The sequence below is a fragment of the Aquimarina spongiae genome, assembly GCF_900141785.1.
Classification (GTDB): Bacteria; Bacteroidota; Bacteroidia; order Flavobacteriales; family Flavobacteriaceae; genus Aquimarina; species Aquimarina spongiae.
In genome coordinates this window covers 1-19,970 of sequence record NZ_FQYP01000007.1, presented here as the reverse complement: position 1 = coordinate 19,970, position 19,970 = coordinate 1, and the positions used below count along the sequence as shown (strand labels likewise).

The following is a 19,970-nucleotide window of genomic DNA, read 5'->3' as shown; positions in this document are numbered from 1 at the left end:
AGGTGTTTGCTCGCCTCTCTCTTTTTAACTATTTATATCATGAAAAACTTTACTAGATTTTTAAAGAAAGCCTTCGTAGTATTAGGAGTACTATGTATAGGTTTTTCTACTAATAATACACTTGCACAGCAACAAAATTTCCTAAGTGTTTCAGGAAATAAGCTGTATGATAGCACAGGAAAAGAAGTACGTTTAACCGGGGTAAATTGGTTTGGTTTCGAGACCTCACTTTATATGCCTCATGGAATATGGACCAGAGATACCAAAAGTGTACTTCAGCAGATCAAAGATTTGGGATTTAATACGATTCGAGTACCGTGGTGTAATGAAATGCTAAATCCCGGAGCTACTATTGATATACCTTCATATGGAAATGATCCCTACACTGGTATTTCTCCTATGAATGAAGTTGAAACCAACATCACATCACCTATAGAGTTGATGGACGTAATTGTACAATGGTGTCAGGATAACGACATAAAAATTGTACTGGATAATCACTCTCGTGCAGCCGATGGCTTCTTAAATGAAGCCTTTTGGTACACCGATGAATATTCTGAAGAGCGTTGGATCAACGATTGGTTATTTATGGCAGAACGATATAAAAATTTCTCTGCTGTAGTAGGAATGGATTTGAATAATGAGCCTCATGGTTCTTCCTGGGGGAATAGCAACCCTGCTACCGATTGGAACGAAGCGGCCGAACGATGTGGAAATGCCATTTTGGAGGTGAATCCTAACGTTTTAATCATTGTAGAAGGTGTAGGAGAATTTGAAGGAGATTCCTACTGGTGGGGAGGCCAATTGATGGGGGCGGAACAGTACCCAGTTCAATTATCAGATCCAAGCAAGTTGATGTATTCTGCTCATGAGTATGGACCAGAAGTAGCCACACAGGATTGGTTTACCGCTTCTAATTTTCCTCAAAATATGCCTCAGATATGGAGAGACCATTTCCACTATTTATACGAAAACGAAACATCTCCCATTTTTGTTGGAGAATTTGGTATTAAAGATCAGGATGCTTTCAATGGTATTGCGTTTACCTGGTTCACGGAGTGGGTGAATTTTATGGGAGATATCTATTCCTGGACCTTTTGGACCATGAATCCTAACTCTGGAGATACCGGAGGTATTTTGGCGGATGATTGGTCTACGGTAAACGAATGGAAAATGGATGTATTAAGACCGCATTTCGCCCCTTTTATTCCTAATGTGGTAGGAGGAAACGGTAATCGACCACCAGTAGCAAGTTTTACTACAGATATTACTTCGGGAGATGCTCCCTTAACAGTACAATTCGATGCTTCAGGGTCTTCTGATCCCGATAATGATACGCTGTCGTATTCCTGGAATTTTGGTGATGGTACCACGGCTACAGGAGTTGGAATTTCTCACGTGTTTACTCAATCAGGAACTTATCAGGTTACACTTACCGTAAGTGATGGAGCTCTAAACGATACGCAAAACTCAACCATTACAGTGGGTAATACGACTCCGGTAACTGTTGTAGCTGATATAGTAGCAAGTAGCACAGGAGGAGTTGCTCCTGTGACCATCTCTTTTGATGGATCTGCATCTTCAAGTTCAGATGGTAGTGCATTAACCTATTCTTGGGTGTTTGGAGATGGGAGTACAGGAAATGGTGCTACGGTGGCTCACGAATATACGGCAGCAGGAAATTATACGGTAACATTAACCGCTACTAACCCTGATGGAGTGTCGGATACCGCATCTACTTCAGTTACAATTACAGCGTCAAATCCACCAGGTGGAGATTGTAGTTTTGGGGCGCCTCAAGCCGATCCATTAGCAACGATTGCTAATAATTCATACTCCAATGCACATGTACTTGGTAGTGGAGGGCCCGATTTAAGTAACGTAACCAATTTTACGATTAATTGGGACCTGACGAATAACGGATTGTGGCAATTTTCTATGAATACCAGTAATGGTGTGCCAGATTGGTGGAATAATCTGTTGAGTAACACTACCAGTCAAACTTTTAATAGTGCACAACCTTCAATTACGCTTTCTGGAACCGGTTTTGCCAACCTTGATGGAGCATACGACGTGACTATGGATGGCACTAACTTCGTTATGGTTTCCAAAACAGGAAACTTTACCATCTATTTTAGCAATAGTGGGACCCCTCCGGTTTGTCAAAGTGCTAGTAAAGCTATTGGATTTACAGATATAAAACTTTTTCCGAATCCAGTGATCAACCAAATCAGCATTTCTAGAAACGAATCCATGCTAGGAAGTGTGATTACTATTATCGATATGACAGGAAAAGTGATAAAATCAACCACTATAGATACAGCCACAAAACAAATGACCATGGATATTTCTGAACTTAATTCAGGATTATATTTCATTAAAACATATCAAAACAAACAAACCTTAACCAAACAGTTTATTAAAAAATAGATAGATCAATTCTGAAAAGAAAACCAAAGCGGAGGAAGCTCAAAGCTTCCTCCCTTACACCTAATCATTCTCTTAAGACTTAATGGGTTTTTAGGAACCCATGCAAACACAAACTCATCATAACTATGAAGCCTGCATATAAAAAGCGAGCTAGCTGGCTTATGCTTTTTAAAAAAACGAACTATCGCTTGTGGATAGCCATTGCCGTGTTTATTTCCTTCGGTCTGGTGGTAAAGTCAGTAAGACAAGTGTACGATGGCACCAAGGGGCCTGAAATGACAACACAAACCTGGCCTGCAGGGACTTTTCTTGCCAATTTCCCTGAAGGAGACAGAATCAATACTTATCACCGAAACTATTTAATGATCAACGGTCAAGCTGGAACCGGAATCTGGGATGTTTCGAATCCTACAGCACCCAAAAGAGTTCAGTTTAGCGATGCAGCCAATAACGGACATCGCTGGTGGAAACTGGAAGGAGATCTATTTTACCGTGAATATTCTGTGCCCGAAGTACAAGGAACAGGATATAAATACCTTGATTTATCAGACATGTTGGATCGTAAACCCGTGACAGCTTCTGATATTTTGTATACGGTACAAGACGGACAAGCGAATTACGATAATTTAGAAACTTTCCCCCATACCATTGTTGGAAGTCGTGTTTTTGACATGAGATCTGGAGTACAAGTAGATGATATTCCTGTGCCTGCTGCGGTGCCCGATGTTGTGGTCCGAGTGGGGAACTATGTATTTTACGCTCCGCAAACCGGAGCTATTACTGTTTTTGATTTTGGAGATCCAAATGACATCAAATTTTTAGGCTCATTTGGAGGAGATATTCCTCATGAGCAATATAGTACTGGGATTCAACTCTGGAGAAATTACCTGGTATTTATGAGTGGAAATCAGGGACCTGATGCCTTGGTTGGATTTGATATTAGCGATCCTACCGATGTAAAAAGAGGATTCAGCCTGCATTCAGATCAAATTACACTAGGGCGTTATATGATTTTTCAGGATGAATTTGGTTTTTCCGGAAGATTTGACAGAGGAGTAAAATTCAATTTTGAAACGATGGAGATTGAACAGGAATTTTTTCCTCCATCTAGTGATGAAACCCTTCAGTTTATCGATAATCAATGGATGCCTATTGGACATATTTTGGTAGCGAGTGGAGATGATAAAACTTCCATTTTTGCACATCAAGATGGTTTGGATACTAACCCGCCCTCTGTAGGGCATCACTTTCCTATAGCAGGAGCCATCAATCAACCTATTACGACCACCATAGGTTTTGTAATTAATGAAACGCTAAATGATTTAACACTCAATGATCAAACCATTCAGGTAAGTCCTCTGGGAGGTGACCCAATACGTGGAGATGTAACCACAACCTCTTATCAGGTTATCAATTACGCCCCAAAAGAAGAATTACTACCTAATACTACGTACGAAGTAAAATTTGTAGAAGGAGGAATCAAAGATGCAGTGGGTAACGGGATGGAAGAATATATTTTCTATTTCACTACAGGAGGAGATGCCTCCAATCAGTCGCCGAGTATTACTGGGATTAACTTGGATCAACCCTCGCCTGTTACTACGGGAACTCAGATTCAGTTTGTTGCCGAGGCTTCAGACCCAGAAGGAAATACCCTCAATTATCGATGGGATTTTGGAGATAGCTCTCCAAAGACCGAATGGGTGGGTAATACGGTTACGCACACCTACACAGATTCTGGTAACTATACCGTTCAGGTTCAGGTAAGCGATAACAACGGAGGATTTGCTGTAGCTTCGCAATCTTTGGTAATAACAGGAAATCTATCTGCTCTTCGTCCTACCCAATCCAGTCCAATTGCCGTAGATGAAATCAATAGAATCGTATGGTCTGTAAACCCGGATAATAATTCGGTGACACTTATCAATGCAGATAACCTTTCCATAATCAAGGAAGTTACTGTAGGTAAAGATCCTATTAGTGTTGCGATAGATAAGAATAGCAATGCCTGGGTGAGTTGTAGAGATTCTGATCAATTGTATATTCTAAATACGCAAGGAACCGTACAAAAAACAATTGTCCTGAACAAAGGAACCAGACCATACGGAATGGTTTTTACTCCTGATGGAGAAAAAGGCTTCGTTTCTGGATTCGGGTCTGGAAATATTATAGAAGTTTCTTCGCAAACCAATTCGGTAAGTACATCCTTTAGTATCGGGGATACACCAAGAGCATTAGGTATAACAGGAGATGGTGAAACTTTATTAGTTACCCGATTTATATCTCCAGATAGTGAAGGGCAAATTTGGGAAGTGGATATCAACACCCGCACTCTCAAAAACACCATTTCTTTGCCCCTTGATGATTTTACACAGGATAATGGAAATGCAGGAAGAGGGTTACCTAACTACATTTCCGGCGTAACAATACACCCTAATAATCAAACGGCCTGGTCTGTGGCCAAAAAAGATAATATTTTAAGAGGTTTGGCAAGAGACGGTCAGCCCCTAACATTTGATAATGTTGTTCGAACAGCAATATCTCCAATTAATTTGGTCACCAGTACCGAAATACTCCCCAGTAGGTTGGATATTGACAATCATGGGCAGCCGTCTTCTGCTTTATTTAGCCCTAGTGGTAACTACCTTTTTGTAACCATGCAAGGGAATAATCGGATCGTAGTGATAGATCCAAAACGGGGCATGGAACTATTAAAAATGGATGTAGGTAAAGCACCACAAGGACTTGTTGTTGATCCTGTAACCAATCGACTCTTTGTAAAGAATTTTATGGATCGATCGGTAACCGTTTTTGATGCAGAACAAATGATCAAAAATGGTACCGTAACCTTAGAAAAAGTATCTGATATTACTACGGTAAGTCAAGAAGAACTTAGTGCTACAGTACTTAAAGGGAAGCAAATTTTTTATGATGCTGCAGACCTAAAAATGGGTACTGATGGATATATAAGTTGTGCTAGTTGTCATATCGACGGTACTCAAGATGGAAGAACCTGGGATTTTACAGATAGAGGAGAAGGTTTACGGAATACAATTTCGTTAATCGGACGAGCAGGTACTGGGCATGGACGAGTGCATTGGAGTGCCAATTTTGATGAAATTCAGGATTTTGAGAATGATATTCGATTCCATTTTAAGGGGCAAGGATTTATGAGTAATGCCGATTTTAATGATGGAACCACTGCCTTATCTCTTGGGAGTCCTAAGGTTGGGAAATCTGCAGATTTGGATGCTTTAACCGCTTATATCGAATCACTGAATACCTTTGATCCTAGTCCTTATCGAAATTCTGATGGATCTCTTACCACACAAGGGGTAGCAGGAAAATCTCTGTTCGAAGATCTGAAATGTAACTCCTGTCATGGAGGGAGTAGCTTTACCGATAGTAACACTGGTAAATTGCATGATGTAGGAACGGTTGTAGCCAATAGTGGTAACCGTTTGCAAAAACAATTGCTAGGGATAGATGTACCAACCTTAAAAGATGTCTGGGCTACAGCTCCATACCTACACAATGGTTCGGCAAAGACCATCAGGGATGTTCTTACCACCTATAATACTGGAGATGCGCATGGTAACATATCTTCTTTAAGTCAAACTCAAATTGATCAGCTTGAAGCCTATATAAAACAAATAGACGGGTCTGAAATTGGAGTAACATCTACACAAGATTTAGAAATGTCCTCGCCAATAGATGGAGCTCAAATTGATACTTCAGATCCAGTAAAACTAAGTGTGAACACCAATATTGAAGGAGTTACAAAGATTGAATATTATGTAGATAATGATTTGGTAGATGAGGTAACTACTCCACCTTTCGAATCCTCTTGGCAACCGATTATATGGAAATCGTATACCATGGCGGCCAAAGTGTTTTATAATAATGGAAAAACAGCCTCAATTACACCAGAGATCAATGCCAAATTCAAGAACACGATCAAGGTTATGTTTGTGGTTGGAGATAAGAATAATTTGTCTGTCGAAGATCAGCGAATTAAGTCTCGATTGGAGCAAAAATTAGGATTTGTAATCACCTTGTTTTCTGACGAAGAAGCTACAAGTCCACAATCTGCAAACCCATTCGATTTGGTCTTGGTATCGTCTACGGTAGATCCTAGAGAACTAGGGAACGACCTGGAAGGAGCGAGAGTCCCACTGATGACCTGGAATCCTTTTATGTACGGGAAACTAAGAATGACCAGTGGAGAGTTAAACACGGGGTATGGGATCACTCCTGAAGGATTTGCTAATGTAACCATTACTGCTACAGATCATCCTATGGCTGCAGGGGCTGGTATACAAACGGCTTTATATTCGATTACACAAAGTTTGCCATTTGGGAACCCTTCAGACGAAGCTATAGTGATTGCCAAAGCAGGTACAAAACCGATACTATTTGGGTATGAACCTAGTATTTCAATTCCTTCTCGTAGAGTGGCTTTTCCACTTCGAGATCAGTTTATGCATTTGCTTACCGATCAGGGGCTCAAAATGTTTGATGCCGCAGTGCTGTGGACGTTACACGGGGGAGATGCAACGACTCCAATCGGACCATTACCCGATGTGTATTTCAAATCCCCAACAGATGGGCAATTGGTCAATACACCTTTACAAATCAATTTTGAAACTGAAGGTTGGGATCTGCCGTCGCAGCAATACAAACTTCGATTTAGAATCGATGGTAGTGATCGTGGATTAATTGATGCAGAAGGAGAATTTACAGATGCCACCGCATTATCTGAGGGACCTCATGAGTTAACATTACAGATGGAACGAAGTGATAATTCTCTAACGGATCTTGGAGAAACCATTACTGTAATTGTGACCAATGATCCTTTACCTCAAAATCCGACAGCGATCATCGAATCCCCTTCTAATGGTGGATTGGTAGGCCCGGATTTTTCTATTGAATTCTCAACATTTTTGTGGGATATTGCTCCAGGTGGGCAACATGTCAAATACTTCATTGATGATATAGAGCAAGGATCAGTATTTTCGATAGCACCAATTGCGGTATCCAATCTTCCCGAAGGACAACATACCATCAAATTGGTATTAGCCAAAGCCAACGGAGAAATCACAGGAGATCCTGCCGAAATTTCAATAACGGTAGATGAACGATTTAATAATCTGCCCGATACTGATTTTAGTGTAGAATATAGTGATAATAGCTCATCCGTATCGACTTCAGAGTTAAAACCTATATTCCAAATTGTTAGTGAGTCTGCACAAAGTTTACCACTAAGTGATTTTAAAGTTAGGTATTGGTTTACTCCCGAGCATGATACACCTATGAGTTTCAATATAGATTATGCTCAAGTGACCGGAGTCTCTGGGACTTTTGGAACTCAAGGAGCAGAAAATTACCTTGAATTAGGTTTTAATGCATCTTCAGGAAATTTACCTGCCAATGGAAAGTCAGGTATTATTCAAACAAGACTACATCACTCTAATTTCCAAACACACAATCAAGTTAACGACTTCTCGTATGATGCAGGGAAAACCTCGCTACAACCTCATGTATTGATAACCTTATACTACAAAGGTACTTTGGTTTGGGGGCTGGAGCCAGATGGCAATAATGTGCCAACTCCTAATAGAATTCCAACAGCGACCATTACAGTAGATACAAATTCTGGTGTTCCTCCGCTAGCACTCAACTTAGATGCTTCTGGGTCTAGTGATCCCGATGGAGATGTGTTGACCTACAACTGGGATTTTGGAAATGGAGATACCGCCACGGGAGGGGTAGTAGCATATACCTATCAACAAGCTGGAGATTACGATGTGGTTGTCACGGTCGATGATTCCAAAGGAGGTACAGATATCGAAACCGTGCGGATCACTGTAACCAATCCCATACCTGTTTTGGAAGCTAATTTTACGGCAACACCAACCCAGGGAACTGTGCCATTGGTAGTCAATTTTGATAGTTCATCTTCTGTGTTTCCTGGTAATGCTGTGATTAGCTACTCTTGGGATTTTGGGGATGGAAATGTAAGTACCGCACAAAATCCTTCGCATACTTATACACAAACAGGATCTTATGCGGTTGTGCTTACCATCAGTGATGCGGCAAATTCTGATATTTCAGAAACGGTTACCATTACGGTAACTGACCCTTCAATTCCAACGGCTACAGCCAATATTGTAGCAAATGCGACAATTGCTACAGCGCCTGCGATCATTAATTTTGACGGGTCTGGTTCTACAATTTCAGATAATAGTGTATTGTCCTATGATTGGGATTTTGGTGATGGAACCTCTGATGCAGGAGCAATGGTAGCTCATGAATATACGGTTGCAGGAAACTACGTAGTAAGCCTAACGGTATCTAATGCAGATGGTATTTCAGATACAACTACCCAGAACATAGTAATCGAAGAACCTGTGGTTGGGGGTAATGATTGTGCCTTTGGAACACCACTTGCAAATCCGTTACCTACGATCGAAAATAGTACCTATTCAAACATGTATGTATTGGGTACAGGTGGGCCTGATTTAAGTAATGTGACCAATTTTACAATCAATTGGAGTCTGGAAAATAACGGGCTATGGCAATTATCGATCAACACTAATAATGGTGTGCCAGATTGGTGGGTGAATTTGATCGCCAATAGTACAAATCAAACGTTTAATTCGGCACAACCAGAAATTACTTTTTCCGGGACCGGTATCACCAACTTTGATGGAACGTATTATGTGGCAAAAGATGGAGATAATTTTGTGATGGTATCCAAAGCAGGAACTTTTACCATATACTTCAGTAATGCAGCTGCAGCACCAGGTTGTGAAAACGCTGTAAAAGCCACGAACAATGATAAAAAGTTACAGGTAGTAACGTCACCAAATCCTTTTGTCGATCAGATTACTATTAGCAACCCAAAGACCCTTCAGGGAGCTCGTATTACCATCATTGATCTTAACGGGAAAATCATACAATCTCATCAAATACAACAAGATACATCTCAAATCACTTTGGCTACAGACGGTATAGAATCAGGAATGTATTTCATGCAAATACAATATGCAGGAGCTACTGTGGTGAAGCAAATTTTGAAATATAAATAATGCTCACTGATGATAAATCAGTGTATAAAAAAGTACAAGAACACCAACTAACTATAACACAAAAAAATGAAAATAACAGCAATTAGAAAGATACTCTTAGTGAGCTTTCTTTTGATTCTAAATGTCAGTTTTATGACTGCACAAACGACCCCTCCAGCAGGTTTTGTTTATACCGAAGGAGATAAATTTATGTTAGACGGAAAACCATTCTATTTTTCTGGAGCCAACGTTTATGATTTCTTCACTTACGGATCATCTAGTGGTGATATCGAAACTCAATTTATGGATAAAGATCGTATCGATGAACATATGAGGCGTTTGTATGTCAATGGAGTACGAGTGGTTCGATTATGGGGATTTAGTCATGAAGACTGGCACGGTTTTGAACCTCAAAAAGGAGTATACAGCGAAGGGCAATTCTCATTATTCGATTATGTAGTAAAATCCGCAGAGGCCAACGGAATCAAGTTAATCGTTGCGCTCGAAAATTACTGGAATGACTATGGAGGAATCAAAGACCGCCTGAAATGGGAAGGGATTGATGTACAAGGAGCGGGGATACATGATCAAGGACAGTTTTTCACCAATCGATCCGCTATAGAAGGATACAAGGATTATGTAGAGTACTTCATCACCAGGGTAAACCATTATGATGGAGTCGAATACCGAAATGACCCTACCATCTTAGCTTGGGAGCTTATGAATGAACCCAGATATCAAGGATTTGGAGACGATTTGGCATCAGAAACCTTAAGGGCTTGGGTAGACGAAATGGGTGCTTTTATTAAAACCATAGATCCCAACCATTTGCTAGGGACAGGTCTTGAGGCACACGGTTTAAAATATGGATTTGGAGGAGACGAAGGGAATGATTTCATCAAAATACATGAATCTCCTTATGTTGATTTTACTTCTGCTCACCCATATATACGCGAGAGCTGGTCCAACTTTACTTTGGAGCAAACCATGCAATTAATGGCACAATGGGCAGACGAATCCCATAATATCATCAAAAAACCCTTATACATCGGCGAATTCAATGTAGAAATACAAGAACGTTACGAATGGTGGGAGGAGATGTATAGCTTTATCGAAGAAAATAAGATCGGAGCTAGTGGTTTTTGGTGGTTCCCGGATAATAATACTCCAAGAGATAAGTTCGCGGTTTTTGAAGGCGATGTTGAGGTTGCGATCTATAAAGAACATGCACTCCGAATGGAAGAAATGTCGGGAGGAGAAGCGATTTACCTTTCTCTGCGTTCTCCAAAATCAGGAGATAAGTTTGTGTCTGGGAGTCCGGTACATATTGAAGCCAATTTATTAAATGAAAACAATACCATTGCCAAAGTAGAATTCTTTAGTAACGGAGCGTTGGTAGGAGAAGATGTTTTTGCTCCTTACGAGTTGGATTTAAATAATTTGCCAGATGGTCAATACCAGATTACTGCAGTGGCAACCGGGGTAAATGGGGTGACCAAAACCTCTTCTGCAAGAAATATTCAGATAGGAGGGGAAGGTATTTTAACATTAGAATATAAAGATGCATCAACTGCCGTAGAAAGCAATATCATAAAACCACATTTCAGAATATTTAATAATTCTTCAGATGATGTGCCATATGCCGATTTGAGTATCAGATATTGGTTTGAAACCGAAGAAGACTTACCTCTTAACTTTTTTGTGGATTATGCCATGATCGGAAGTGAAAATATCAAAGGCACTATAGTAAATACCGAAGGTAACATGCATTACCTTGAAATTACTTTTGATCCTGCTGCAGGGCTATTGGGAAGAAATGATGGCTCTGGTAGAATGGAGCCCAAAATAGCAAACAGCACTTGGTCTATAACAAATCAGGCAAACGATTACTCATATGATGGCACCAAAAAAGACTTTGCCGTATGGGAAAAAGTAGCGCTGTACCTCAATGGGAAATTGATTAGTGGTATTGAACCGGGAACTACCGTAAATACACCAACGGCTTTGATCACAGCTAGTACCACATCTGGTAATGGACCATTATTAGTTTCTTTTGATGGTTCTGGATCTACAGATCCTAATGGAGATGTATTGACCTATGTTTGGGATTTAGGGAATGGAATCACCAAAACAGGAGCTGCTATAGATCACGAATTTACCGAATTCGGGGATCAACTAGTAACCTTAACAGTTAGTGATCCTAGTGGTAATGCCGATACCGATACCATTACGATTACCGTTACTGATCCTAATCAACCTCCGGTGGCTTCTTTTGTAGTAGATACAGATTCCGCTATTGCACCGGCTACCATTACTTTTGATGCTTCATCGTCTACAGACCTTAACAATGATACCTTAACGTATACCTGGGATTTTGGAAACGGAGATACGGCGACAGGAGTAACTGCTTCTTACCTATTTAATACGGTAGGTACGTTTACGGTACAACTTACTGTAAATGATGGTAAACTTGATGATTCTGTAACCAAAACCATAACGATTACAGACGGAAACCCAATAGCCAGTATTACTGCAAATGTGACTTCTGGTATAGCACCACTTATTGTAAATTTTGATGCTACAGGATCTTTGGATCCGCAGGGGAATGTACTGAGTTATGCCTGGGATTTTGGAGATACGAATACTGCTACTGGAGAATTAGCAACTCATACATTCACTTCGGCAGGTATATATACTGTTGTATTAACCTTGGATAATGGGCAAGGGGGGACGGATGCAGCATCTGTTACGATTACCGTTATCGACGAACCAGTCGTGTCTGATTTAGCTATTGAGTATAAAGATGGAGGGCGAGGAAATACCACTGATAATATGATCAATCCTCATTTGAGAATTGTGAATAACAGCAATCAGGCTGTAACCTATAGTGATCTTACGATTAGATATTGGTTCACTTCAGAAGAGAATAGCAATCTTAATTTCTGGTGCGATTGGGCCCAGTTGGGTAGTGGTTTTGTAAATGGAGTTTTTGGAGAGGCCAATGGAATGGATTATCTCGAAATATCTTTTGATCCAGCTGCTGGAAGTATAAGTGCATCGCAAAATTCTGGTCCGATACAAGGGCGTTTTGCCAAAACAAATTGGACTCCTTTTGATGAGTCCGATGACTACTCGTCTAATGCAACAGCATTGGATTACATGGCTAATGATAAAATTACCATGTATCAAAATGGAAACTTGATTTGGGGTCTGGAACCTGCTGCTGTTCCTGCTACGATAGCGTCTTCAAAAGTTATTGTCTCACCAAATCCAGTAATAAACGAGCTAGTGGTAAATACAACAGCATCTTTTAAAAATACAAACATCAAGGTGATTGATTTTTCTGGTAAAGTATTCCAGGAAAAGCAAGTGCAAGAAGATATCAATAGTACATCATTTGACTTTAGTGCATTGCGTCCTGGGACCTATTTTGTTAGAATTCAAAAAGGAGATAAGACAATTGTAAAACAAGTGATAAAATAAAACCAAGCACTAGCAATCATGAATATACCAAGTAAATTTTTAAAAACACTTTTGGTGTTTGCTCTATTGGTTTTAGGATGGAACAATCAACAAGTGTTTTCGCAAAATACTATACGTGTCCAAGGAGATAAAATCTATTCTTCTTGTGGTGAAGAAATAGTAATGAGAGGAGTTAACGAAATGTTTGTTTGGTCTCAGGACCGAACAGGAGAAAGAATTCTTCCTGAAATAGCAAAAACAGGATCCAATGCCGTACGATTGGTTTGGACAACCGAAGGTCCAGAAAATGAATTGGATGCTTTAATTAATAATAGTATTAAGAATAAAATGGTTCCTGTGGCTGAATTACATGATGCCACAGGTGATTTTAGTAAACTTCAACTATTGTTGGATTATTGGAAAAAACCAGCAGTTTTGGCAACCATTCAAAAGTATAAAAAATGGTTAATCGTTAATATCGGAAATGAGGTTGGGAATGGATCCGAGTCTACCGCCCAATGGGTAAATTATTACAAAGATGCGATTACACAACTGCGAGATGCAGGAGTAGATACCCCTTTGATGATAGATTGTGGGGGTTATGGAAATCAGGAACGCTATTTTCTTGAAGGAGGAAAAGAATTGTTAGAATTTGACCCGTTGCACAATATCATTTTTGCGGTACATACCTATTGGACCAATGGTGATGATCAAGCCAAAATAGATCGTCTTAATGCCATGATTCTTGATGCGAGACAAAAAGAACTTCCCTATATCATAGGTGAAGGTCCGCAGAAAGTAGCTTCTCCAGTGGCTTGTGGGCAAAGTTTCCCATACAAAGAAATGATCAAAAGACTGGAAGAGGAAAAAATCGGTTGGCTAAGCTGGTCATGGGGGGCTGTAGATAATAATGATTGTGGAGCACCCAATAGCGAATTAGATATCACAACAGATGGAGTGTTTGGAAATTGGGCAACAACCTTTGCTGAAGAAATATGCGTAACCGATGTAAATTCTATACAAAACACCTCTGTGATTCCGCAATCGATGATAAACCCAGGTATTCCTGCTTGTGGAGTTACTTATACCATTGTAGCATCAGCTGGTACAGGAGGTAGTATATCGCCTTCGGGAGACGTTATTGTTTCTGAAAATGATAACCAGATATTTGATATTACAGCGGATCGAGGCTTTAAGATTGAAGATGTGGTAGTAGATGGGAGTTCATTGGGAGCAATAAGTACTCATACATTCTCGAATGTCACCAGTGATCATACGATCGATGTGGTTTTTTCGGCAATACCGTTACCACCACAGGTGCCTTATGTAAACGGACAACCACAAAGTATCCCAGGGAAAATAAAGGCTACTTCTTTTGATCTGGGCGGCGAAGTGGTTGCCTATCATGATACTACCGTAGGAAATGAAGGTGACGGTATACGACAAGAAGAAGATGTGGATACCGAATCTGGAGGTGATGGTGGAAATATTGGATATACCGCTACAGGAGAGTGGATAGAATACACCGTAGATGTAGTGCAAGCAGGTACGTATACTATTGATGTGTTGGTAGCTTCGGCAGTATCTACAGGGGCTTACCATTTAGAATTTGATGGAATTGATGTTACCGGAATTCAACAGGTAGCTTCCACAGGTGGATGGATAAGCTACATCCCTCAAAAGATTTCAAATGTAACGCTCAATGCAGGAGAACAGGTGATGCGAATATTTATAGATGGAGGTTCGTTTAACTTCTCTACAATGACTTTTACAAAAGAAGGAGATACAACAAACAATCCTCCTGTTGCTGCATTTACTACAAGTGTAACCTCTGGTGCAGCGCCTTTGGAAGTTGATTTTAATGCTTCCACATCTTCAGATCCAGATGGTGATACTTTAACATATGCATGGGATTTTGGAAATGGGCAAACGGCTACCGCCGTAACTCCTTCAATGACGTTTGTGGATCCAGGTACTTATACGGTAATGTTGACTGTTGATGATGGAAACGGAAGTACTTCAAAAGTAGAAAAAATAATAACTGTGAATAATGGTGATTCCAGGCCTGCGCCAGTTATTCCTGATCAACCTTCATTTACAACCGATATCTACAGAAACATGTTTGTAGAATCTGGGCGAACAACTCTTGAAGTTTCGACAAGGCTGGATCAAATATGGAATCAATTCTTTGTTAATGGAGATGTGAATTCTGAGCGCTTGTATTATGAAGTGGGTAATGACATGGCCTATATTCTGGATACGGGAAATAATGATATTCGATCTGAAGGGATGTCGTACGGAATGATGATTTGTGTGCAATTGGATAAGAAAGAACAATTTGATAAGCTATGGAAATTTGCAAAAACACATAGTCAACATCAACCAGGTACTACCAGAGAAGGGCTTTTTGCATGGCAGTTAACCACAACAGATTTTTCTATGATTGATCAAAATCCGGCTCCCGACGGCGAAGAGTATTTTGCCACAGCATTGTTCTTTGCTGATGCCAAATGGGGGAGTGTTGCTGATGGTAATTTTGATCCGCAGACTGACGTCTTTGATTATAGAGGGCAAGCTAATTATATCCTGGACAGTATGCTTAATAAACCAAGTTCAGATAGTGGGCAATGTCCTACGGATCTTGTTAATCTCACAGAGAAGCAAATCGTTTTTACCCCTTGTGGTACATCGGCTACGTTTACTGATCCTTCATATCATTTGGCGGGATTTTATGAAATATGGGCTTTATATGCAGATAATAATAATACGCTTTGGTCAGAAATGGCTGATGTGAGTAGAACCTATCTTTTACCAAGAGCTGCACATCCGGTAACAGGTCTTATGCCTGATTATTCAGAATTCGACGGGACTCCTAAAAATATTGGGACACATGCGAATTTTGAGTTTGATGCCTGGAGAAATATTATGAATATGGGGTTTGATTTTGCCTGGTTTCAGAAAAATAAAACATCTATTCAACCTTTGATCAACAGACAGATCGACTTTTTTAAAGATAAACCTAATTATCCTGGTTTATGGACACTTGATGGTACACCTAGAAATACAGATCATAATCCTGGGTTGGTGGCCTGTAATGCAGTGGGGAGTTTAGCGTTGGAAGATGCCAAGATTTGGCCTTTTGTGGATGAACTCTTTGAATTGTCGATACCATCAGGACAGTTTCGATATTACGATGGTTTGCTGTACATGATGAGTTTTATGCATCTGGCCGGAGAGTTTAAGATATATAAGCCGAATACCAATAATCAAAACCCGATTGCTTCAATAGTTTCCAATGTAGATGGAGGGGTGGCGCCGGTAACAATAACTTTTGATGGTACTGGATCTACCGATCCTTCAGGAGAAAGCTTGTCCTACAGTTGGGATTTTGATAATGGAGAAACGGCAACAACGGCAACAACAACGACTACTTATACTAGTCTAGGAACATATACGGTAACGCTTGTAGTGACGAATACATCTGGTCAAACAGATAGTATCACCAAGACTATTACAGTTACCGATGGAAATGTAAGTTGTGCTTTTGGAGCGCCTTTGGCAACTCCCTTGCCTTCGATCAACACCTCTTTTGAGAATGTATTCGTTTTAGGGAATGGGGGTCCAAATTTGAATAATGTAACCAAGTTCGAAATCAATTGGGATGTAGGTAATAATGGATTGTATCAACTCTCTATGAGTACCAATGATGGTTCACCAAACTGGTGGAATGATTTTTTACCGAAAGTAACCCAGAATTTCAATTCGTCAGAACCAGAAATTACCATAACCGACTCTGGATTTAGTGGTTTAGATGGTTCGTATTGGGCTACTATCGACACCGATAATTTCGTGCTGGTGTCAAAAACTGGTGGATTTACCATTTACTTTAGTACTTCGGTGATAGCACCTAATTGTGATGGAGGGACAACACCTACTCCTGTAGTCGAAGGGGGAAGTATTTCTGGTGGACCTTTCTCTTTTATCGTTGAAGATGGTATTATTGATAATGTTTCTGGTATTTCGTTGGTTGGTAATAGGGGAGCCAACTCTCAATGGGTGGTTACCGATGATCAAAATAACATACTTGGCCTACCGGTGACTATTGAATCTGTTGATTTTGATACTACTGGTACAGGGACTTGTCTTATTTGGAATTTGAGTTACGAAGATGGTTTACAAGGGTTAACTATGAATGCAAATATCAATACCTTGGTTGGAGATTTCGATTTTTCAAATTCGATTTCCGTATTCCGAAATCCTGCAAGTAGTGGCGGTGGTGATTGCACTTTTGGTACTCCGCTGGATAGTGCGCTTCCATCAATCAACAGTGCTTTCGAGAATGTATTCGTTCTTGGGGATGGTGGTCCGGATTTAAGCAATATTATCAAGTTTGAAGTAAACTGGGACCAAACAAATAATGGATTTTATCAATTTTCTATGAATACCAACGATGGTATTCCAAATTGGTGGAATGATCTCTTGCCTAAGGTGACCCATAGTTTTGATGAACTGCAACCTTCAATTTTGATTACAGCATCTGGGATTCCCGGGCTTGATGGAGATTATTGGGTAGGATTGGATGGAAGCAATTTTGTTTTGGTTTCCAAATCGAAAGGGTTTTCAATATACTTTAGTACTTCCTCTATTTCTCCAGATTGTACCAATGCTACTGCTGATGGTATAGCAGAAACGGATGTAGTGATAAGCCCTAATCCAGCGGTAAATTATATTCATGTAGATATATCGCAAGATGAGCTCCAAAAACATAGTGGAATCACTCAGTTACAATTACATCTATATACCCTTACAGGTTTGACCATTACTACAAAGTTTATTGAAGAAAGAAAACAAAACATTCAAACGGTAATCCCTGTAGAAGGTTTAGAATCCGGGATCTACATTTTAGAAATTGTAGACTATAAAACAAATACACAAATCAGAAAAAAAATAATAATTCACCGATAGATCATAAACATGAGGTGTGGGCACCTCGCAAGCACTACCCCTAGTTACACGGATGACGAGAGTCATTAAAATTAATTACAAACAAATAATAATACGTTTAACTAGAATCAATTTAATTATGAAACTTACTAAACTTAATTGCTTAATTGCATTTTTCGTTTTGGGGTTACTGGCACAAGCCCAAACCCCAGAAGGAGAATTAAAAAGGTGGCACAAAGTTACCTTGACATTTAATGGGCCAAACACCTCAGAAACGGCCAGCCCCAATCCATTTTCAGATTATAATCTGGAAGTAACCTTTACACATCAGGCAAGTAACCGTAGTTACAAAGTTCCTGGTTATTTTGCTGCTTGTGGGAATGCAGCAAATAATGGTTGTGCTTCAGGAAATAAATGGAGAGTACATTTTGCGCCAGATCAAACAGGGGCCTGGAACTGGTCGGTGTCTTTTAAACAGGGGTCCAACGTTGCTATCAACGGCGGAGGTTCTGGAGCAGGCTTTATGAACGGTGCTACTGGATCTTTCAACGTGGCAGAGTCTGATAAGTCTGGAAGAGATTTCAGAAGTAAAGAACTTGGAAGACTGAAATATGTAGGACAACACTATTTAAAGCATGTGGGAACCAATCCAGCAAATCCAAATGGACCTTGGTTTGTAAAAGCAGGAGCGGATTCTCCAGAAAACGCATTGAACTATGTGGATTTTGATGCTACGCCAAGTTTTAATAACAATTTGAATAAGATAGGAAGCAAAACCTGGCAGCCTCACCAAAGGGATTATGTAGCAGCAGATGCAAGCGCATATACCTGGGGAAATGGTAAAGGTACCGAAATGTTAGGGGTGATCAATTACCTTTCTGGCGAAGGAGCCAATGTGATGTCTTTCTTAACCTGGAACACCGATGGTGATGGAGGAGCAGTTTTTCCTCATGTGCTGAAAGTGTCTGAGCAGGAATATGGAAATACCTCCAGAGGTCAACAGTGGAACAAAGTACATCACGATCGTTTTGATGTTTCAAAAACGGATCAGTGGGAAAAGATCATGGAGTATGCAGATAAAAAGGGAATTTACCTGCATTTTAAAACCATGGAGACCGAGAACGACAATAAAATGGATGGGAATAACTTTGGAAGAGAACGCAAGTTATACTACAGAGAACTTATTGCACGTTTTGGGCACCACTTAGCTTTGAACTGGAATTTGACTGAGGAGACTACATTGACAGATAACGTGGCCAAAGCTACGGCAGCATATATCAAAAATGTAGATCCATATGATCACAATATCGTGATACATACTTACCCTAGAGAGCAAGATCAGCGTTACAATCCATTATTAGGAAACAATTCTGAACTAACCGGAGCATCGATACAAACCGGAAAGAACAATGTACATAACGATGTAAAAAGATGGTTAGAGAAATCGAGAAACGCAGGTAAAAAATGGGTAGTAGCCAATGATGAACAAGGCCCAGCTTCTACCGGAGTTAGAGTGTCTGACAAAGAAGTGAGACATAGAGTACTTTGGGGAACTCTTATGGCCGGAGGAACCGGAGTAGAGTACTATAGCGGATATACCAACGACGATGGTGATATCAACGGTAATGATCACAGAAAACGAGGGAAGAAATATAAAGAAGGTGGTTATGCTTTAAAATTCTTTAATGATCATTTGCAAAGCACCATGGTAGATATGGTTAGTGCAGATGGTGTTACCTCGGATAACAATGACTATGTATTGGCCAAAGCAGGAAATGTATACGCTGTATATCGTCCAAATGGAGGATCTACAGGACTAAGTTTACCTGCAGGGAACAATAAGTATGATGTACAATGGTACAATCCAAGAGCTGGTGGAAACCTTACCGCCAAAACAACCTTAGGTGGTAATCTGGTAGCTCCAGATAATAATGATTGGGTAGCTTTAATCACTAGCAAAGATGGAAATGGAAACGGCGGTGGATGTGATAATACCAAAGTAGCTATTGCTTCAGAAGACGCTTACTTGCAAGGAACCACTCGTTTTAACAACGGAGATCTTCG

At 40.1% G+C, this 19,970-nt stretch carries 5 protein-coding genes; all 5 read left to right on the top strand.

What is annotated here, in order from left to right:
• Nucleotides 1-39: 39 nt before the first annotated feature.
• On the top strand, nucleotides 40-2,430 hold the full coding sequence (locus BUE24_RS15690; protein WP_073317683.1) for a cellulase family glycosylhydrolase: 2,391 nt from the start codon (nucleotides 40-42) through the stop codon (nucleotides 2,428-2,430).
• A 125-nt stretch (nucleotides 2,431-2,555) separates the two neighbouring features.
• Nucleotides 2,556-9,521 (top strand): PKD domain-containing protein, encoded by a 6,966-nt coding sequence (locus BUE24_RS15685; RefSeq protein ID WP_073317680.1) that lies wholly within the window; start codon nucleotides 2,556-2,558, stop codon nucleotides 9,519-9,521.
• Nucleotides 9,522-9,653: 132 nt separating this feature from the next.
• Nucleotides 9,654-12,983, top strand: a complete 3,330-nt coding sequence (locus tag BUE24_RS15680) for a PKD domain-containing protein (RefSeq protein WP_073317678.1) — start codon at nucleotides 9,654-9,656, stop codon at nucleotides 12,981-12,983.
• 18 nt (nucleotides 12,984-13,001) lie between these two features.
• Nucleotides 13,002-17,927 (top strand): glycosyl hydrolase family 8, encoded by a 4,926-nt coding sequence (locus BUE24_RS15675; RefSeq protein WP_073317675.1) that lies wholly within the window; start codon nucleotides 13,002-13,004, stop codon nucleotides 17,925-17,927.
• Between the two features lie 118 nt (nucleotides 17,928-18,045).
• On the top strand, nucleotides 18,046-19,970 hold a 1,925-nt coding region (locus BUE24_RS15670), incomplete at its 3' end, for a DUF5060 domain-containing protein (protein WP_073317673.1).

What these genes read in the sequence shown, in the direction of transcription:
- BUE24_RS15690 (WP_073317683.1), top strand. Translation starts at nt 40, where the DNA reads ATGAAAAACTTTACTAGATTTTTAAAGAAAGCCTTCGTAGTATTAGGA.
- BUE24_RS15685 (WP_073317680.1), top strand. Translation starts at nt 2,556, where the DNA reads ATGAAGCCTGCATATAAAAAGCGAGCTAGCTGGCTTATGCTTTTTAAA.
- BUE24_RS15680 (WP_073317678.1), top strand. Translation starts at nt 9,654, where the DNA reads ATGACTGCACAAACGACCCCTCCAGCAGGTTTTGTTTATACCGAAGGA.
- BUE24_RS15675 (WP_073317675.1), top strand. Translation starts at nt 13,002, where the DNA reads ATGAATATACCAAGTAAATTTTTAAAAACACTTTTGGTGTTTGCTCTA.